Annotated in this window: 15 protein-coding genes; all 15 read right to left on the reverse strand. The window is 65.0% G+C overall.

The window, feature by feature from the left end; genetic code table 11:
• Positions 1-915, reverse strand: a 915-nt coding sequence (locus VFA16_RS06280) for a DUF7373 family lipoprotein (protein ID WP_324966988.1), incomplete at its 3' end; no start/stop codon positions are given.
• Between the two features lie 36 nt (positions 916-951).
• A complete protein-coding gene (locus tag VFA16_RS06285) occupies positions 952-1,437 on the reverse strand; it encodes a nuclear transport factor 2 family protein (protein WP_324966989.1) in 486 nt (161 codons plus the stop codon).
• Between the two features lie 62 nt (positions 1,438-1,499).
• Positions 1,500-3,287: a serine/threonine-protein kinase PknH/PknJ gene (locus tag VFA16_RS06290; RefSeq protein WP_324966990.1), complete on the reverse strand. Its 1,788-nt coding sequence runs from the start codon at positions 3,285-3,287 to the stop codon at positions 1,500-1,502.
• Positions 3,288-3,359: 72 nt separating this feature from the next.
• Positions 3,360-5,213, reverse strand: coding sequence for a type VII secretion AAA-ATPase EccA (gene eccA / locus VFA16_RS06295; protein ID WP_324966991.1), 1,854 nt, complete (start codon positions 5,211-5,213; stop codon positions 3,360-3,362).
• 3 nt (positions 5,214-5,216) lie between these two features.
• Positions 5,217-6,779, reverse strand: a complete 1,563-nt coding sequence (eccE, locus tag VFA16_RS06300; RefSeq protein WP_324966992.1) for a type VII secretion protein EccE — start codon at positions 6,777-6,779, stop codon at positions 5,217-5,219.
• Positions 6,746-8,407, reverse strand: a complete 1,662-nt coding sequence (mycP, locus tag VFA16_RS06305) for a type VII secretion-associated serine protease mycosin (protein WP_324966993.1) — start codon at positions 8,405-8,407, stop codon at positions 6,746-6,748. The genes eccE and mycP overlap by 34 nt, the downstream gene beginning before the upstream one ends.
• Positions 8,404-9,888 (reverse strand): type VII secretion integral membrane protein EccD, encoded by a 1,485-nt coding sequence (gene eccD, locus VFA16_RS06310; protein ID WP_324966994.1) that lies wholly within the window; start codon positions 9,886-9,888, stop codon positions 8,404-8,406. The genes mycP and eccD overlap by 4 nt, the downstream gene beginning before the upstream one ends.
• The gene (locus VFA16_RS06315; protein ID WP_414687649.1) at positions 9,888-10,913 is read right to left on the reverse strand and encodes a MinD/ParA family ATP-binding protein; all 1,026 of its coding nucleotides are present in this window, start codon (positions 10,911-10,913) and stop codon (positions 9,888-9,890) included. Before VFA16_RS06315 ends, eccD begins: the two co-directional genes overlap by 1 nt.
• A 36-nt stretch (positions 10,914-10,949) precedes the next feature.
• Positions 10,950-11,786 (reverse strand): ESX secretion-associated protein EspG, encoded by an 837-nt coding sequence (locus VFA16_RS06320; RefSeq protein ID WP_324966995.1) that lies wholly within the window; start codon positions 11,784-11,786, stop codon positions 10,950-10,952.
• A 70-nt stretch (positions 11,787-11,856) separates the two neighbouring features.
• A complete protein-coding gene (locus VFA16_RS06325; RefSeq protein ID WP_083088179.1) occupies positions 11,857-12,147 on the reverse strand; it encodes a hypothetical protein in 291 nt (96 codons plus the stop codon).
• 58 nt (positions 12,148-12,205) lie between these two features.
• On the reverse strand, positions 12,206-12,532 hold the full coding sequence (locus VFA16_RS06330) for a type VII secretion protein EsxD (protein ID WP_324966996.1): 327 nt from the start codon (positions 12,530-12,532) through the stop codon (positions 12,206-12,208).
• 205 nt (positions 12,533-12,737) lie between these two features.
• On the reverse strand, positions 12,738-13,946 hold the full coding sequence (locus VFA16_RS06335) for a PPE domain-containing protein (protein WP_324966997.1): 1,209 nt from the start codon (positions 13,944-13,946) through the stop codon (positions 12,738-12,740).
• Between the two features lie 9 nt (positions 13,947-13,955).
• Entirely contained in the window at positions 13,956-14,267 is a 312-nt protein-coding gene (locus VFA16_RS06340) for a PE family protein (RefSeq protein WP_324966998.1), read from the reverse strand.
• 114 nt (positions 14,268-14,381) lie between these two features.
• Positions 14,382-18,467, reverse strand: a complete 4,086-nt coding sequence (gene eccCa / locus VFA16_RS06345; protein WP_324966999.1) for a type VII secretion protein EccCa — start codon at positions 18,465-18,467, stop codon at positions 14,382-14,384.
• A 2-nt stretch (positions 18,468-18,469) separates the two neighbouring features.
• The coding region (gene eccB, locus VFA16_RS06350; RefSeq protein WP_324967000.1) for a type VII secretion protein EccB at positions 18,470-19,582 on the reverse strand (1,113 nt) is incomplete at its 5' end.

The raw sequence follows: 19,582 nt of genomic DNA on the forward strand, positions 1-19,582 counted from the left end.
CTGGACCGGGTCGTCCTCCAAATGCAGCTCCGCCGCTGCGGCGTATGCGGCGTTCGACATCGAGTCGGCGTGCCCGGCCTTCAATGGCAGTGTGCGTGCTACCAGACCGGTCGGATCGAGCGGAAGGTTGAGGAACTGAGCCGGCTCGGTGGGCTGGAACTTGTCGATGAGCGGCGCCTGCAGATCCAGAGCATGGCCAGCGACCGCGGCTGCGTGATCAGCGTCCTGGCCGGAATCTGCAACGTGGATCAGCACATAGACACCGTGCGCGCTTACCACCGTCACTTCCTGCACGTCCTGGTTGCCGTCGCGGTGCATGGCTAGTGCGCCGGTGATGTCGGGATGGCCGGGTATCGGCACTGGGCGGATCGGCCCGACCGGTATCGGGGAGTCGGCATTCGTGACGGTCGGTGTTTTCAGCGCGGCGGACGAAATGCCTTGAGCGACTGCGGCTGCGGACGCCGCGGTGGCAAAGCGCAATACCGCGTTGCGCAACATCGTCGGGTCTTTAGGGTTCGCTGCGCGCCGTTCTGAGGAGAAGGCGACGATGAACGGCTGGTGCCAGGTCGGGGCGATGACGTCCGGCCACAAGACCGCCCCCAGCTGTCTGCGGTCGTCGATAACGAGCGCACCGGTACGTCGGCTGTTGGTCAGACTCGGGTCCACCTGCCACGGTCCCACCACGTAGGCCGCCATCCGCCTGCCCTCGACCAGCCGGCCAACTTCATCGCTGCCCGCGGCGCCCAGCGGCGGCAACGGTGTTGTCGGGTAGCTGCCAGGGTCAAGTGCACCCACAGGGGCCGTCGGGCCTGGCGAAGTGGGAGCCGGAACCGCGGTGCCTGACACCGGGCCGCGGCAACCAGCCAACACCACGATCGCCAGGACCGTCAGCGCAATGCGCCGCACCGAACACACTCGCCGAATCTACGTCGCGGTAGGGGGCGCCGAAACTCAGTTGACCACACCGCTCTCGGGTACGCAGACCTTCCAGCCATCGTCCCGCACCAGCGGTAGATGGACCGTCTTCGAGCCCAGCAGCTCGTTCTGTCCCTCGACCGTCGCTGTCGCGTTGTCGCCCTGAATCTCCACCGCGGTGACCGTCGCCCGGGACAGTCCCTGGTCGGCGCGGCCTTTCTTGACCATGTCGAGGACAGGGCCGGTGAACTTTTCCCTCATCGATGAGCACATCAGCTGCAGGTAGGCGTCCCAGTTCTGGGTGTTATAGGCGTCCTGGAACGCAGCCAGGGTTTCGCGCACCTGGTCCTCGTCGGACACCGGGGTCCGTGACGGCGCGGCGCTGGTCGAAGGGTGTGCCGGCCGCGGTGAGTGTGCGGGTGTTGCGCGCTGCGCGACGGGTGTTCCGGCCGTCGTACAAGCCGTGACCACGGTGCCGGCGACCAGCGCGCCACAGACACCGGCAAACACGCGCCGGAACATGGTCAAACCTCCTAGCTGCGACAGGCATGGAGCGCAGCCTGGCCAGCGTAGCAACCGGGCATTCACTGCCGAGGCACCTTGTCGGCAGTCGCTTTGACGAGCGCCGATGCATCGTTGCCGCCCGGGGAGCGGCACTGCCGGATGTCGATGACGACATTGCCGGCGACCATCATCCCGCGCTGGCACGACCCGGCTGCACCGCGCAATGTCATATCGAGGGTAAGGGCGCCAGCAGTGATGGACGGCCGGCCGAATTGCCATGTCTGGGGTGCTTCCCCGGGCGGCGTCACAACGACTGTCCTGCCCGCACAGGCGTCCCATTGCCGTTGCTGTTCTTGGACGAACGTCGTGGCCAGATCGTGTGACGACAGGCGGGCACTATCCGACGAGAAGGTAGCCACAGCCTGCATGACACCGTCCTGCCAGAGCTTCTTGTTCATGGCGCGCAGAACTTGGGCCGCTACGCCCGCTACTGCGCTGTGAAAGTACGCCGGCCGACCGGTGTACACCGGTCGCTGCGCGGGCGCCCAGGCGCCCAGGCACTCCGGTGTGTCGACAGTTGCGGAGTCGTCGAACAAATCGTGGCTGTCCTGCTCGAGCACCACCGGCTCGCCGCCGGTCTGGGCCGTGATCTGCGCTGCGGTCAGCAGGATCGATCGCAGCGCCTCGGCCGGCACGTCAGTCGCCGGTGGGGCTTGCGGTGACGCGGCAGCGGGCCCACGAGGTGCCCGCTGATTGGACCCGGCGGCCGGGGGCGGCGTGGATTGGTCGCGCGGCCACACCACCGCCGTGACGATCCCGGTGACCAACACCACCACGGCAGCCAGGGCCGCGACGATCGCGGTCCGCCGAGGCTGGCCCCGCTTGCCTGCGGCACCCTGGCCGGTTCCGGGTGGGCCCATCGCGGTGCGCGGGCCGCTATGCTGCCACCACGGCGGCGCTGCGCCGCGCAGCGGATAGGAGTTGACTTCCCCGCTGGGAACCGGTTGCCACAGCGCTGCGTTCGACGTGGTCCGGTCAGTAAGCGCAGCGCTGGCGGCATCGGCAAGCGCTGCGGCTGACGGGAAGCGCATCGCCGGATCTTTGGCCATTGCTGTCGCAATCACCGCGTCCAATGCGACCGGCAGTGACGGCACGAGATCTGTCACCCGCGGAGGCGGCTGCTGCAGGTGTGCGAGCATGACCGCCGCCATCCCGTTGGCTGCAGAAAACGGCGTCTTCCCGGTCAGCAACCGAAACAGCGTGCAGCCCAACGAATACAAGTCGGCACGACCGTCAAACGGTAATCCGGCGAGCACTTCTGGGGCCGCATAGGCCACGGTCGCCATCACTGAACCGGTCACGGTCAGGCCGACGTCATCGAGAGCGCGGGCAATCCCGAAGTCTCCCAATAGCACCCGCTCGCTCGGACCGATCGGCCCGGACAATAGAAAATTCGCTGGTTTCACGTCCCGGTGCACCAAGTTGTGTGCATGCGCGTAGTCGAGAGCCTTGGCGACCTCGCCCACGATGTACACGGCGCGCTGCGGTGTCATCGTTGCGGCGCGCAGTGCGTCGTCGGCGTCGGTACCGTCGACATACTGCATCGCGATCCATAGCTCGCCGCTCTCGGTTTGGCCGCGGTTATAGACCGACACGATGTTGGGATGATCGAGCGCGGCAGCCACATCGGCCTCCCGGATGAACCGGGCCCGAAAGTCGGGGTCACGGGACAGCTCGGCCGAAAGCACCTTCAACGCGTCATAGCGCGGCAGGTTGGGATTGGCGGCCAAATAGACGGCGCCCATCCCGCCGGTGCCCAATACCCGCTCGATCCGGTAACCGGCTACCACCGTCCCAGCGGTCAACATGCGCCAGCGCCTCTCGGACTTGCGCCGCTATCCATCATTGCCCTGCCCGCTCCTCAAGCATCGGCGCTGCAGTCAAAGCACTATCGGCACATGCTTTTCCGCGCAGGCGTCCATCACGGCGGCGACGATGTCCTGGGTGCGCACTGTTTCCAGGTCTTCCACCGTCACAGAGCCTTTATTGGTGCGGTGCTGGGCTGCCACCCGGGAGTCTCGGAGACGCTCCGCGCGCTCAACGACGTTTCGGGCAAATCGACCGTTCTGCATGATGTCGATCCCGTGTCTGCCGTCGGGCGCCAGGTAGGCCCGCAGCATTGTGCATGCTACGTTGAGCGCTTCGCGGGCGGCCGGCTCGATGACGGTCGCGCGGGGCTCGCCGTAGCGGACCGCGATTTCCACCAATTCGTCGGGACTGTAGGACTCGAACCGCAGCTTTCGGTTGAACCGGCCTGCCAAACCTGGGTTAACAGTGAGGAATTCGTCGACTTCCTTCTCGTATCCGGCGCCGATAAAGCAGAAGTCGAACCGGTGCACCTCGAGAGCGATCATCAGCTGGTTGACCGCTTCCATGCCGATCATGTCCGGCCGGCCGTCTTGGTGGCGCTCCACCAAGCTGTAAAACTCATCCATGAATAGGATTCGGCCCAGCGAGCGGTTGATCAGCTCGTTGGTCTTCGGGCCCGATGCCCCGATGTGCTCGCCACAGAAGTCGGCACGCTTGACTTCGATGATCTCGGGATGGCGCACAATCCCCAACCCGGCGAAGATCTTTCCCAGCGCCTCGGCGGTGGTGGTCTTACCGGTGCCGGGCGGCCCCACCAACAGCATGTGGTTCGTCTGATTGGTCACCGGCAGTCCGGCAGCAAGACGCAGCGCCCGAACCTCGATCTGGTCTTCGAGTTCGGCTACAGCCCTTTTGACTTCGGCCAACCCCACCTGGTTGTTGAGCAGCTCGCGTCCCTCCGCGAGAAGCTCCTCACGCCGCCCTTTGTTTTCTTCTTCACGACGCTGATCTTCGGAGCGCTCGGTGGTGACGTCCCATTTGTTGGTCCGGCTGTTGATGGTTTCTTCGTCGGTGATCACCAGTTGCAGCGCCGGGTCAGCGAGTGCCTGCTTGGCCGGTTCGATCAGCGCACCGTTGATCGTCGCCTTGGACAACCAGATCTCCGCTTTGTCCTGCTCAGCGAGCTGGCGGTGCGCCATCCCCCGCACATAAGCAAGATCTGCTGCGATCAGCGGGAATTCATTGGGATCTATGGCGGTAACCGCGGTGTCAACCACCTGGTGACGACGCCATTCCCGCGGCCCGCCGTGTCCGGCGCGCACTTCGACCCGGTCCGTCCAGTCAAGCGCGACACGTCCCTGCCCGAGATGTACGGCGGCGTGGGCGGCCAGTGCATTGGTCCCGGCGGTGACCGCGGACATGATGATGGCCTGCGGCGGCAGGATGCTCGCGGCAATCGAAATCACGTCGGGCCAGCGCTGGGTTGCGAACATCAAATAAGCCCGGATGTACTGCTGCCACTGGTGGTTCTCCCAGCTATCGAGCAGCGACGAATCCTGGAGCAGCGCTTCGGCTTTCTCGTACTGGCGGTCATCGATCAGCGCACTCGCCAAGGCCAGGCCGGCATGCGATGCCTCGGTCACCGAAATCGACAAGTACGGTCCCGCCTTGATCGCTGCCGATAGGTGCACACCAAGCCGGTTGGTCTCCCGGTGGAGCCGGGCACCGTAGGCGTAGAGCTCCTGCAAGGTCGACAACGAGTCGTCTCCGGCCGCGATCCGGCCCAGCCAGGCATCTGCCATCGACGGGTCGATCTCGGTCGCCTGCCGAAACAACGCCTGCGCGCCGTCGGGATCGGAGTCGAACAACCCCATGGCCTGGTCGAACCGCTTTCGCGCGGCGACCGTCTCGGTGCTGCTGGTCATCGTCTAATCCACCGACTCGAGCTCTGAGGTCCTCAAAACCGTTGGCTCTGAGGATACGTAACGGTTTTCCGCGCGGAACAGCTCCACCTCCACGGTGTATACGTGGCCGGCTGCCTTCACCTCCACGGTGGCGGGACCGATTTGTGTGATCAACACATCGGCGGATCCACGGTACGGCGCCCCCGGTTCCCCGACGGAGATCAGCGTGTTCGGCCGCGGCGCAGGCATGACGGTGCCGTCGACCACGCTGACGGTGGTGCCCGCGGCAGGCCGAACCCGGCTGTCCACGGCGATGTCCGGCATGCGAAGACTGGTCCAGCGCTGCAGGTCTCGAGTATGCACGGTGACCCGTTCCCCGGCGCCGGCCAACCGCAGCACAATTCGTTTAGCCAGCGAGTCTTCCGCGGCGATGTGCACCCGGCTGAATTCCCCTGGGTCGTCCAGCGGCAGCATCAGCCGGTTCCCGGCGCCGACCTTGCCGAGCAGCACGCCCGACGGACCTACCGGAACTACCAGCGAATCGGGCAGCTGGCCGCGGTGGACGCCGCGCAACGGCGGCATCGGACCGCACAGGTTCGCCGCAATCGCCTGCGTCTGCTCCCCCGGCAAGGTGCGCAGCATGACGCTCGGCGGAGCGGTTGGCGGCTGCGCGTCGCGTACGGTTACCGTCGCCATGGCCGTGCCGTCGCTGAACAACGTGACGTTCTGGACGATCCCGTCGGCGCGCAGCGACCAGGCATGCGCCAGGTTCTCCGCGCTGATGTCGCTCGGCCGGTACCAATAGGTGGTCAACCAGCCGCCGTCGCCGCGGGCGGTGCGCCAGCGCTGGTTTCGCGGGCTCAGCGCGGACTGTCCCAGCCGGCGCTCCAGTTCGACGATGTCGGTGGCGGTAGCGACCTTGGCGCGGATGCCTTGCTGGCGCATCGCCGCGCTGATCCGCTGCCCCGCAGCCAGCGTCGCGGTGCCGATCGAGGTGCGCCACTGCAGCGCTTCGGCGTTGGAGACGGCCGCGACCCGAACGATTAGCCAGGTTTCCCGTTGCCCGGCATAGGGCGGGGTGCCGATCAGCGTGTCGTAAACCCTTGGGTAGTCGCCCGTGCTGCGCCGACGTGCACCGGCGCTGACGACGCTCAGCGAATCGATCGTCAAACCGAGGCTCTGCCGCAGCAACGGCAGCAGACCGGCGATGTCGACGGTGTTTTCGGTGTATGTCGCGGTTGACCCGGTGAACAGCGTTGGCATATGGGCTTTCCCGAGCAGCTGGACCGCGACCACCGCGACACCGTCCTGATAGCGAACTCCACCGCCGGTGCGGTCGTTGGCGACCGTGATCGGTTCGCTCCACTCGATCGACCGACCACGCTGGCGCCACAGGATCAGCCAGTACCACAGCTGATGCCCGCGCCAGGGGATCACACCCACCGCCACGCCGAGAACCAAACCTATTGCCGCACCAGGATATCCACCGATGCTCCACCCGATCAGACCGGCGACCAAAATGCCGACGTTGATCGCCAGTTTCGTCGTCGCCGTCATCGCGCCCGCCGAGCCCGCGCGACCAGCCATGCGAAGATGACCGCGGCCACCACCACACCGGCAAAGGCCAACGCCATATTGCGGGCGCGGTGATCCGGCGGCGGCGGCGGTGCGGCGGGAGTGATTACCCGGGTCTGCGCGCCGGGCGAAACCTTGTCGCCCGGGGGCACATTGAAGGTCAGCGCGGCGACCGGATCCACCACGCCGTACCCGACCTGGTTGTCAACGCCGCGCGGCGGATTGTGCGCGGTCTGCAGAATCCGATTGATGATCTGGTGTGCGGTCAACTCCGGATACTTGGCGCGCACCAACGCGGCCACTCCGCTCACATACGCCGCCGAGAAGCTGGTGCCCCAGAACGGCATATTCTTTTCGCCCGGCCGGATCGGTGGATAGGCATTCGCCGGTCCCCCGGTTTCGGGTGACAATCCCATGATGCCGACGCCAGGCGCCGCGGCAGCTACCCAGGGCCCGGCGAGGCTCTTGTTGATCGGAGCGCCGGTGTTGTCGACCGCGCCCACCGAGAGCACGTAATCGGAGAACCACGACGGCGACGACACCGTCTTGACTTGATGCCAGTCCCGTGGATCGGACGGGTCCAGCGGGTCGTACGACGGATTTTGGGCGCACTCATCTTCGCCCTCGTTGCCCGCAGCCGCGACAATCACGGCGTCTTTTACGGTCGCCGCGTACCAGACGGCGGCGCCGATGGCGCTTTGGTCCAGCGGATCTCCTGCAGGCACGCAGGAGGTGACGCTGACGTTGATCACTTTGGCGCCCATGTTCGCCGCGTGGACGATAGCGCTGGCCAGGGTGGCTACCGTGCCGGCCTTCTTGCGGGCCTCCATGTCAGCGCCGCCCGGGTTCGCCGGTTCGTAGGCCCGCGACGATTGACGGATCGAGATGATCGTTGCGTGCGGCGCCACCCCGACAATCCCATCCGGTGCCCCCGGTGGTGGTGGCGGCACCTCGGGATCGTCAGGTTGGTCGGGGGTGGGATCGCCTGGGGCATTTGACGGTTCGTCTGCCGGCGGGGGCGGCGGCGGTGGTGGCGGGGCGGGATGGACCTCGGTGATGGTCACCGGCGGCGGTGGTGGCGGCGGAGCCGGTGGAGGTGGGGGTGCCCCCGGCGGCGGTGGCGCCGCATCGGTGGCCGGCGGGCCCGCCGGCGGCGGGAAAGCCGGGGCCGCCGGCATCGGTGCGGGCATCGGAGTGCCTTGCGGTGCGGCACCGATGACGGAGGCCACGATGGTGCCGTGTGCATCGCAGTCCATCAAGCCGTCCCCGCTCATGATGTAGTCGCCGCCGGCTACCACTGGCAGGCGATGACTGGGGTTGACGCCGGTATCGATGACCGCGACCGGTACTCCGTTACCCGTGGAGTACTGCCAGGCCTTGCTGATATTGAGCATGGTGAAACCGGGTGCGGTCACGCCCACATTCGGTTCGGCGACGGTGATGGTTCGCGCGCAGATGTTGCTTTGCCGCATCGGCTGATCCGGGCCGGGCTTGCCGTCCGGCGGTACCCGGCCAGGGTCGATGGTCGGCGGCGGAATAGCTTGAGCAGCAGGCAGGTTCGCCGACAGCCCGACGAGAAGCCCGGTCATGGTCATCGCCGAAACGCGCTTGATCAACGTCCGTGAGGCCGTCGCCGTCATCGCATGCGCACCCAGGTGAACAGGCCGCCGATCCACGCGGCCAGAGGCAAGGCGGTAATGATCGCCACTATTTCCAGCCACTCGGCGACCATCCTCACCAGCGGGGTGAACCGGGTGATCGGCACCAGCAGCGCGGCCGTCAGGCCGGCGCCTCCGAACGCCACCAGGGCTAGCGCGCCCCACAGCACCGGCTCCCCGGCTGCCGCGGGCGTGTTCAGCACGTACTTCAATACGCCGACGCACACGGCAGCCACGGCCCCGCACACCAGCGCGATGGCCTGACGCTTGTCGGCGAATGCCCTTCCGCGGCTGATGAAGATCAGCACGAACAGCCCGGCGAGCACCGCGGCGGCCATGGCGCGTGGGCGACCCGGCATCAGAGTGGCCCACACCGCGGCGGGCAGTGCCAACCCTGCGGCGGCGCAAATTCCGGTCAGCACGTTATTGGCGCGGATCGCCGCGGCAGCAATCTGTTGACCGCGCGGCGTGGTGTCCGCATTCGCCTCATCGTCGGCGCCTTCGTCCACGGGCGCCACGGCATCGGCAGGCAAACCGGGGCTGCGCCGGAAGAGGTCGCGCCCGGTGATCGACCCGAAATACGGTGGCCGGATCCGCGCGGCCCACAGGGAGATTGTCGGCGCCATGGTCAGCAGGAACAGCAGGCCGACCAGCGTGCACATGCCGAGCCACTGGGCCGGAACGGGCCGCCACATCCGGGCAGCCGCCACCGCGCCGCCCAGTGCGCACAATGTCGCGATCGTCGACGCCACGTTGACATGCCGTCGGGTTAGCACCGCTATACCGCAGGTCAATACGGCAAATGCGAGAGCGGCGATGAAGAGATGCGCCGACCCGAGGTCACCGGGGGCGGCGGCGCCGAGACTCACCGCGAGTAAGGGGACCGCCAACCAGCCGAACGCATCGAGCATGTCGGTCCGCTGCGGCCACCACCGCCACACCACACCTGCCCCTCCCGCGGCCAGCAGCCCGGGAACGCCGGTGACGATGGTGGGCACCAGGGAGTCGGTGGCGTGCCGATTGCGGACAGCGAACACCAGAACTGTCAGGCAGACCATCGCCAGGATGGCCAATGCGGTATGGACTGCCGTGTCCGCCGAGACAGGTTCGAACAGTTTCTTGCCGATCCTGGCCAGTGCCGTGGACAACGACTCGTACTGCGGCTCGAACGAATCCCCTTCGGCTGCGGGAACCAGGACCAGGGTGGCACCGTCCTCGACGCCGAGTTCGTCGAGCGTTTTGGTGACGTCTAGCCGGACACCGTTGGCTTTGTGAAGTTCATAGCCCATGCCGAGTTCGAGCCCGGGCAGACCGCGCCGTTTGAGCTCCTCGTCGAGGAGTTCGACGATGTTGTCGATGAACATCTCCACTGGCACCGACGCGGGATAGACCTGTGACACCAGGTGGTCCCCACATACGACCGCAACCGCGCAGCGTGCCGGAAATGAGACCTTCGCCGCCATTAACGTGGCCTATCGGCGTCCGGAATGTATTTGTCCGCAATTGCCGCGGTGATTTCGAACAGGCGCAACCGTGTCTTTTTCTTTAATTCATGCTGGGTGTCGATTATCCCGCCCTTTGCGAGGTGCGGGTCATACGGCATAAATTCGACTGTGGCGCCTGATTTTCCAAAACGCTCGGTGAGATATGCCCTCGCGTCGGCGTCATATTCATTGCGGCTGTCGTTCAGGATGACCATGCTGCGCGAAACCAGTTCGTGATAGCCCATCGAGCGCAGCAGGTCGATCGCGCGGGTCACCGGCAGTGACGTGTCCGCGGTCAGGCCGGAGACGAAAACCAGTGTGTCGCAGGCATCGAAGACGGCCTTCATGACCGGGTGCTCAAGGTCGTCGGACGTATCAACCACGATCACGGTGTGGGTGCGACGCAGCCGCGAAAGCACCCCGGTGAACATCGACGGCACCAACGGCCGCGGTTGGTCCGATGCGCGGTTTCCAGCCAGCACGTCCAATCCCAGATCGTTCTGCCCCAAGTGTTCTCGGATATCGGCGTAGCCCTGGACGTCGGTGTCGTTCAGAACGGCGGTGTAGTCACCGGGCGGGTTTTCGTCGATACGGCCGGCGAGGGTTCCGAAGCCGGGCGCGGCATCGATGGCCACCACGTTCTCCGGCCGGCACTCCCTGAACACAGCGCCGATGCATGCCGTCAGGGTGGTTTTCCCGACACCGCCCTTGCCGGAGATCACCCCGATGACGTACTGCTTGCGGATGTGACGACGAATCCGCTCCTGCAATTCGCGGTAGTGCCGTTCGGCGGGTGATTCGCCGAGGTTGATGGCGTGAAAAGACGCGTTATAGACGAATTTGCGCCACCCCGAACCCGGTGGAATTTTGCGCGGCGCGACCATATCGGAAATCCGCAACGATCCCGATACGGATTCTTCGTGATGGCGCGCAGTCGCCGATTCTATCCGGCCCGACCTGGGCTGGTCCGCCGAATTCGGTGGCGCGTTCCACGGATTTGTCACGATGCCGATGCTAACATGTGCTGATTACCCCTTTGATTACACGACCTTTCGGTACGAAAACCATTCTTGATTGGCGGGGAGCCGACGCATCATCCGGTTGACGGCGTCGGCGATGCTGGTAGTTGTCCCCGGTCCGATGATCATCCATCTCTTGCCGGACGAGGAGATGTGCTCACCGACCAACCGCCCTTCCGGGGTGTCGGCGATGGTCACCACGCTCTCTTCGATATGGGTGCGAGTGGGCGCCCCGGTGTCTACTCCAGATTGGATTGCGACCACGAAGGCGCGCGCCGACCGACGCATGTCGGCGGCCATCATCAGAATCTGGATCTGGTCGGCGTCCAGTCGCTGGCCGAGAAGCTGTCGCCGCAACGTTTCCCGGTTGGTGACCCCATCCATCACCTGGTCGACATCCACCGTCACCGGCTGAAGCGGCGCAGGGTCCATGGTTCCGCACAACCGCTCGATCTGCCGCACGACAACGTCGTTGGCCGCGGACTCGGTGGTCGACGTGCCGGCGCCGCTGATGCGTATCAGGTTTTCTGATCGCTCCATCACGACCCACCACTGGGCGAACCGCGCCAAAAGTGCCCTTGCCGGCGTGTTGTCGTCTTCAGGGCGCTGGACATAGATCAGCAGCGCGACGTCGCGGCGTGCAAGCACGGTCAACCATTCCACGACGGTGGTGTCGACATTCCCGGCGTCGTCGATCACGCCCGCAGCTTGCAGCTCCGCGGCGATCGGATGCGCCAACGCCATCTGTGGGGTCTCGAACCTGGGCAAGATCGGCCGCAGCGCCAACTCGGGTGCCACCACCTCGATGCCGGTGAGCACCTGCAACACCCATAGTCCGTCAACGGTCGTGGTCAACACGTCTGTCCTCCAAGCCAAAGCGCGGGGCGCACATTCGCGCGTGCGCCCCGCGGTCGGCTATGTGCGAGACCTAAAGGCCCAGCATTTGGGCAGCCATGGAATCGGTGTCGTGCGCGCTGCCGAATGACGAGGTTACGGCGGCGCTGTGCCGCTGGATGGTGTCGCCGATGTCGGACACCGCGCTGGTCAGCCGCCGAAGGCTGTCCAGGTAGGCGTCACCACCTTGGCCTTGGAGCTGCTCGGACACCAAAACGGTGCCGGCTTGCATGAGTTCGTGCGCGTGCTGGCTGAGCATCGCGGCCTGCGTAGCCATAGCGTGGGACAAGTCCGCGCCGGCGCCGTAGTTGTACGAGATTTCCATCGGTTCTCCTTATTTCAATATGGCTTAGGGGATCGAATACCGGATCGAACGGCGCGAACTACATCTGTGACGGGCTTGAGCCAGGGTGAATGGCGGCGAGGTCGTGGCTGGAGTCGGCTTGTTGGGCCAGGTACTGGGCCTTGGCGCGGTTCAGCTGCTCGTGCAGTTCAAGGCTAGCGGCGAGAGCCTGGTCGAGATCATGCTTAACCTGCACCGCGGTCGCGTGCGAGGTGACGCAAGCCTGCCCGGACCATCCGGCGTTGATGATGTTTTCCGAATGGGCGATGTACTGGCCGCCGAGCGCCTGAGCTTCTGCCAGAAGCGAGTCGGCCTTTTGGATCATGGCCTCAACTGCCTCGATTCCTACCTGCATATTTGCCGCCATTTGCGTCTCCCTTTGTTAGCTGGACTGGCCCGGATCTCCGGAGCATTGCAATGAGTGTACTGGCTTCACGCTGGCTGTCACTTCACCTTTTTGGGGGTAAGAACCGACGGCCCACTCGTTAGCTGAAGCCGTCATAATGGAGCGTTGTTCGTGCGTAATGCGCAAGCCATTCTTGGATTGACTTAGCCAAACAGTCGGCGCCGGTTTACGCGTCTTGCCTGTCACGCTCGATGACAATCCGTGCATGCGTGACCTTATCCTTGTCCGAGTCGCCATTCTCTCGACCCAACATCCCGGCAGCAGCGGGGGATACCGGCATCGCCCCGCCGCCGGTCGGCGCCGCGGTGGTGGGCCCGCTCATCTGAGCCGAACTGAGCAAACCGCTTGCCTTAAGCCCTGTCGGCCGCCCACCCAGCTCGGGCTCGAAGGTGCTGGCAGGCCGCGTGAAGCTGGTCAACCCCGCACCCGAGTAGCCGACACCGCCGACACTGCCGGCCGCGCCCGAACCGAGGCTGGCGGCCCCACCGCCCCCGGCCGCTATTGGCTCAGCTGCGGCAGCGAGCGGTTCGACTGCCGCCGCCCCTTGCTGCGACATCATCCCCGGGAACATGCCCATCAGACTTTGCACGGGGCTCGAAAAAGCCTGCATTCCGCTCTGCAAGAACTGCGTGGGGCCACTAGCGAACGATTGCGCCGCCTGCGGGACACTGCTCACGACTTGCTGCATTGGCCCCAAGAACTGACCCACCGACTCCATCGGCGACGCGGTTGACCCAGCCGCCTGTGCCGCCTCAGTCGGTAAGGTCGGCAATCCCGCTGCGTTGCTCGCCGCGGCTTCGCCGGCAGACTCGGCCGGCGCCGCCGCAGCAGCGGGCGACGCCCCCATCGGCGTGATCGGCGGGGGAGTGCTGGCTATCAGGCCCATCAGCCCGGTCAACGTGCTGGCGTACGTCAAGCCGATGTTCATGTTCTGGGGCGTGAAGTGCCCGAAATACTGGGTGTCAAGCGCGACGATCCCGGGGGTATTGCAACCGCAAAAGTTGGTGTCAACCAGGGCTTTCCACGATGCGCGGTTGCCGGTACACACCGCCGCCGGAATAACCGACGACCTGGCGACGGTGTTGGCTTCTACCGCGGCCTGCCCGATCGACACGTGCTTCAAACAGTGCGCCATCATCGGCGCCAACCCCGCGAAGTTGAGTTCGTTGCCCTTCAACGCGGAAGCGACACCGCCGAGGCCTATCCACTGCTCCATGGTCGCCGCGATATTGGCCACGGAGACGCCCATCGATACTTCGTGGCTGATCGCCTCGCTCAGCCATGCCGCGATATTGGCGACCACTGTCGACGGATCGCTGGTTTCCAGCAGTGCAGCGACACTTTCGGGCGGACCGAACCAAAGCGGATCGGGCATATTGCCTCGCTAAACGATCTGCGAGATGTTGACAGAGCTCAGTAGTTCTTGCACCACGTAGCTGATGGACGAAAGTCCCTGGGCACCGGCGTAGGCGGCACGCTGCCCGACGTGCTCTGCAACCGAACCCAGGTAGGCGACACCGGCGCCGTTGAGCGCCGACGTGAACGCCACATCGTCAGACGTGGGCACCATGGGCACAGTTCCGGTGAGCGCGGCAGCCCCGGCTGCATTGTTAGCGGCGATGTCGCCGGTGAGCACCATTTCGGTGACTGAAGACAGGTTGACGGCTTCCGGACCTACGCTCAGGAATCCGGTCATGTCCACTCCTCCGTTTGTTCAGCAGGCAATTCTGCGAAGTGATCCGAGCCTAGGGCATTCCCGCGGACCCGTTGACACGAATTCTGCGGTAGCCGAGGCTTCGGCGCAATTCGCCTAGTCGTACTGGTCAGGCGAGCCGATCAGCACTCCTTCGATTTCTCCGTCGGTCGTGACTAGTAGGCCACGCCCGGGCGGAAGCTGTTGGGCGTTAACTCTGCCGTAGACCTTGACATTGCCGGGGTCGTTATCCATGTACAACGTGGGTGAGCGGGATCCGGTCAGCTTCTGCAGGAATGGATTCATCACCACCTGCGACGCCCAGTTGCCGGGCAGCCGCGCTGCGATGACGTGCAGACCAACCTCGCGGCTGCGTTCGATAAATGGCCACAGAGGCGCGGTCGCTGCCGGCTTCATGACCTGGTTGTGGGGGCGCAGTTCCTGCTCGTCGTCGATCAGGACAAAATGGTGCGCCCCCTCCCACGGCTTGCGATTCAGCAGTTCTTCTTGGCTCAGCCCAGACGGTGGCAGCCGATCGCGCAGCAACTCTGCGAGTTCGCCTACTACGGTGTCGATGTCGTCTGTCGTGTAGGCGTAGGCCCGCACATGCGGCCCGCGGACCTTGCCGATGAGCGTGGTCTTCGGGTCGATGATCGTGATTTGGGCTTGTTCGGGGCTGAACCGACTGATGATCGCCTGGCCGAAGGCCGCCAGCGCCGTCGTCTTCCCGCAGAGCTGACGGCCCATCACCAGCAAGTTGGGCACCACTCGGGCCGGCAGCGCCACCGGCTGCAGGGCGCTCTCGCCGATGGCGAACGGGATGTTGAGTGGGTCGGCCCCGTCTGCGGTCCGGTCATACGCCTCGATGATTTGACGCAACGCCACCCGCTCCGGCAGCCGCGACAGGCGCTCCACTTTGCCGGCTCCCGTGACTTCGGCGATGAGCGGGCCGATTTGGCGGGTTGTGACGAGTTCGCCTTTGGTGCCGACGATTTCAGGCACTCCCACCAGCAGCTCGTGCCCGTCGCGGGTGAGCCCGAAGCCTGGCCGGTCCAGGGTGTTTCGGGCCGCCTTGCGCAACTCGGGGGACGTGCCCATCTGCGTTTCGTCGGGATTGCTCAGGCGCAGCTGGATGCGAGCGTTGGAGACGGTGATCATCCCCTGCTTCTGCCCGACGAACCAGGCGTTGGCACTGGTGATGACGTGCACTCCGTAAGACAACCCCTGGCGGGCGATGGCGATCGCACGATCACCGATGCCGGGATCTTTTTCGTAGAGGTCGCCGTAGTTGTCGATGACCAGAAAGACGTCACCGAATTTGTCGGCGGGGTCAGTTCCCCCGCCGCCGGCCGCCCCGAAGCGCCGCTCACGGAACTCTGAGACGTCGATTTGGTAGTGCTTGAACGATGCTTCCCGCGCGCGAATCAATCCCTCGATGGTGGCGATGGTCCGGGATACGCCTTCGGTGTCGTTCAGGCTGACCACCCCAGCCACGTGGGGAAGGTCTTCCACCGGATACAGCGCCGCTCCGATGCAGAAGAACGTCACCCGCTCGGGGCGATACATCAACGCCGCGGACGTCATCAGCGTCATCAAGGTGGTGGACTTCCCGCGCTGGGCAGTGGCCACCACCATGATGTTGTCCATCTCGGCGTCGATGACGTGCACCCGCTGCGCGTGCTCTTCCGGGATGTCGACCATTCCGACTGGGAAAATCAGTCCCGGGTTCTGCCCGTAGTCGACATGCCAGGGCTTGCCGCGCCAGTATGCCACCAACGCGTCAATCGGCTCGCTGACTTCAAGCGGGGGCAGCCAAATCTGGTGCGGCAGTCGAGCCGGATGCGAAACCAGCGACTCGCGGATTACGTCGAGGATCTTCTTTTTCTTGAAACCGTCAGGGTGGAACAGGAATTCGTCGGGTTCCTCGGGTTCGTCAGCGTGGGCCAAAGCCGCGGTGTCCTCGGGGCTGAGCGGCTGGTATTCCCACGTGAGCGGGCGAGGCCTGGAGAAGCTGACGTCGACTGTCTTGTCGACCTTTTTGGTTTTCTTCGGCAAAACGAATGGCGCTGACAGGTAGAAACACCGGAACGGCTCCAGGTCGCGCGGACCGACCTTGAGCAGCGCGTAGCCGTTTTCCCGCGCCGGCAGATGCAGGGCGGCGTCGCTGCCGATGACATCGCGGGAGTCTTCGGCGGTCTCGGCGCGCAGCGCCACCCGAAAGGCGATGTTGCTCTTGACTTTACTCAGCGACGACAGGTCCAATCGCTGGCCGCCCAACGTGAAAAACACATTACAGCCACGCCCTTCCTGCCCGATGTGGATGACCAACTGGATCCACTCCGGGTGATGGTGGAAGAGTTCCAGGTACTCGTCGATGATGACCAACAAAACCGGCACAGGTTCCAAGTCCCGGCCGGCAAGGCGCATCTCCTCGTACTCGTTGGCGTCGCGGGCACCAGCCTCTTTGAAAAGCCGGTAGCGCCTGGCGATTTCACCGTTTATCGCTTTGCGCATCCGCTCGGCGAGGTGGCGGTCGTCCTTGCCCAGGTTCGACAGCGACCCCGCGACGTGCGGCAGTCCCTCGAGGTCCTGGGCCGCCGATTCGAACTTCATGTCGACGAAGATGACGATGAACGTCTCGGGTGAATGGGTAAGCGCGATCCCGTTGCACAACGACAGGAAGAATTCCGATTTGCCGGAACCCGACGTCCCGATCACCACCGAGTGAAAGCCATAGCCGCCGAAGTCTTTTGCACGGAAGATGATGTACTGCAGCTCCCCGCCAGGCTTGATTCCCACCGGCACCATCGCCCATTTCGGGTCACCGCGTCCACGACTGTCGGCCCACAGCCGGTCGACGTCGAGCTGGCGAGGATCGCCGATCCCGAGCGCCCGCAGCAATTCGCCTGCCTGGCTGTCAGTTTCGGACAGCTCGCTGGCGCTCATCGGTGACCAGCGCGCCAGCGCTCGCGCATACCGGTCGGCGGTGCTTTCGGCGAGCATGTCAGCCACCGCATAGAACGCGTCGCGGTGGTAGAGCCGGCCTTCCCGCAGGTGGAACCGCTGATCCTCGTCGGCGAAACCGACACCTACGCCTGGGCGGGTTGCCAGCCGCAGCACCGTGATCCCGGCCATTCCCTTCTGGCCCGTCACACCTTCCCATTGCTCAGGGGTGCCGCTGTTGTCGTCGACGATCACCCAGTGCGGCCCCAGTGACAGGCCCTGTGACTCCATCGGCGACGGCATCGATGTCGGGCTGGTGCCCACCGGCGGGGACCAGGGTCCGCGGCCCTTCCGGTGCAACTCGGCGTCGAGCGCTTCTTCCAACTCAGTAGGGGAAGCGAAGACCAGGCGGCGCAGGCCGCAGGCGTCGAACATCTCGTCGTGGTGGTTGTGCGGCAACCAAACCAGCCACGACCACTGCTCGGGGTGGCGGGTAACGACCATGAGCTTGACGTCGTTCGGGCTGTGATAGACGGCCAGAGAGCACAAGATCGCCCGCGCGAAGCTGTGTAGTTCGCCCGGATCTTGGCCGATGAAGCTGAATCCGGGTTTTGACCGCAGGCTCAGCACCTTGCCGATCCCGCGGATCTTGCTTTGCTCGAGGATGAAATCCCTTAGCGCACCACCGGTTACCGGCTCCAGCTCCTCACCGATCGGAACCTCGGGCCACTGCAACGACACGGCCGAGTCGCTGGCTTGCTGGATACCGATACCCAGACGCACGTCAAGGAAATCGGCGTCGTTGGGCCGACGTTCCCACATCCGCGGACCACCGATGACGGTGTCGAGCTTCTGCGGATCACTGTGGACAAACAGCTGACTACGTTTCTGTTCCTGGGCAGCGCGTTGTACTTCTTCGCGGTCGTCGTCGAGCTGGCGCAAATACATGCGTCGCTGCTTTTCCTGCTCCCCCCAGGAGATGCGCCGTCCGCGCCCGAAGCGCCCGCTGAACATCAGCGCCCCAAACCCGAACAGGCCCATCATCGGGAAAAACCCCGACTGCAACGAGCGGACGCCGGAGGTGTACATCACCACGAGCGTGCCGATGATGCCCACCAGCAGCGCTGGTACGGCAATCATCATGAGGATGTTGCGGGGCTCGCGTTCGGGTAACGCCAGTGGCGGCGGGACGGCCACCCGCACGGGTGGAACGGCCGGCGGTGGTTTCCGCGCGGCCCGCACGAAACCGCGTTTCGACATGCCTAACCTCCTGGTTGCTGGTTGGCCGCGGGGATGGGTGCCACCGCGCCGCTGCCCACGATGGTGTCACGGGCCAACAGCGCGCTGTCACGGCTGATTGCCGGCCCGGCGGCGAAAGTACGCACGATCGGCCACGGTGCTTGCAGGGCGCTGCGCGGGTCGAGCCCCAGGGCCTGCAAAGCCCGGTTGTCCGATTGGATTCCGTACCGAACGCCCTGCGGTGACAGCCAATACAGGCTCTCTCGGCTGTCGGAGGTGGCCACACCACTCGTGGTGGCCACGAAGTTGGCCGCGCCCGGCAAGAGCAGCGCCTGGTCAGCCTCGACGGAATCAGGATTGCGATCGTTGCGGACCAGGTGCACTAACCGAGCATCCATGCTTATCGGAACGGGCAGACCGCGGCCACTGAAGATGGTGATGCTCGCTTGCGGGTCGCTTGATTGTTTCTGCCAGGCCACGCAGGTGACCGGGTTTGCCGAGGTGTCGATGAAATCCAGCTTGCCCGACGGGTAGTAGTCGACGTTCAGCACGTCGACGGTCGGGATGTGGATCAGCTTGTCCGGCGTGACCAACGTCGGCGTCGCTGAACCTGCCGGATTCGCCGTACGCAGCAGTTCGGCGACGAAGCTGGTGATTTTCTGCACGCCGTCGGGAAGGAGTGCGTAGAAGCCGGTGACTGCGCCGGCGGCGTCGCGGGTTTCCAGCACACTGCCCACCGCTGAGCCGGGCAGCCATCGCGATGGTGTGCCGGCTTCCGGAATCGGCGGCACCACAAGCGGTTCGGTCGACGGCATGGCGTCATAAAGCGCGTTGGAGATCTCGATCGGACGCGTTACTCCCGGGTCGAGGCCGAGGTTGAACGTCACCGATCGGTCGGTGGGTTCGATGCGGGATCGGTGTCCTCCCCAGATCACATAGGTCGCACCTTTGTGGGTGGCGAGAACAGCCTGCGTCGGGCGCATGGGCGCGGCCCGGCCGAACGACGACAGCTCGCCGGCAATCGACGTCACCACAGGAGGCGCCTGAGTGCCCCGGGTCGGTGCGGTGTCGCACACCGACCACGCCGAGACCGTACTCGGAGTGACCGTGAGGCTGTCCGGTATACCGGGAATGCC

This window comes from Mycobacterium sp., assembly GCF_035653355.1.
Taxonomy (GTDB): Bacteria; Actinomycetota; Actinomycetes; order Mycobacteriales; family Mycobacteriaceae; genus Mycobacterium.

Coding starts and splice junctions, on each gene's coding strand:
- VFA16_RS06285 (WP_324966989.1), bottom strand. CDS start 1,437: ATGTTCCGGCGCGTGTTTGCCGGTGTCTGTGGCGCGCTGGTCGCCGGC.
- VFA16_RS06290 (WP_324966990.1), bottom strand. CDS start 3,287: ATGTTGACCGCTGGGACGGTGGTAGCCGGTTACCGGATCGAGCGGGTA.
- eccA (WP_324966991.1), bottom strand. CDS start 5,213: ATGACCAGCAGCACCGAGACGGTCGCCGCGCGAAAGCGGTTCGACCAG.
- eccE (WP_324966992.1), bottom strand. CDS start 6,779: ATGGCTGGTCGCGCGGGCTCGGCGGGCGCGATGACGGCGACGACGAAA.
- mycP (WP_324966993.1), bottom strand. CDS start 8,407: ATGACGGCGACGGCCTCACGGACGTTGATCAAGCGCGTTTCGGCGATG.
- eccD (WP_324966994.1), bottom strand. CDS start 9,888: ATGGCGGCGAAGGTCTCATTTCCGGCACGCTGCGCGGTTGCGGTCGTA.
- VFA16_RS06325 (WP_083088179.1), bottom strand. CDS start 12,147: ATGGAAATCTCGTACAACTACGGCGCCGGCGCGGACTTGTCCCACGCT.
- VFA16_RS06330 (WP_324966996.1), bottom strand. CDS start 12,532: ATGGCGGCAAATATGCAGGTAGGAATCGAGGCAGTTGAGGCCATGATC.
- VFA16_RS06335 (WP_324966997.1), bottom strand. CDS start 13,946: ATGCCCGATCCGCTTTGGTTCGGTCCGCCCGAAAGTGTCGCTGCACTG.
- VFA16_RS06340 (WP_324966998.1), bottom strand. CDS start 14,267: ATGACCGGATTCCTGAGCGTAGGTCCGGAAGCCGTCAACCTGTCTTCA.
- eccCa (WP_324966999.1), bottom strand. CDS start 18,467: ATGTCGAAACGCGGTTTCGTGCGGGCCGCGCGGAAACCACCGCCGGCC.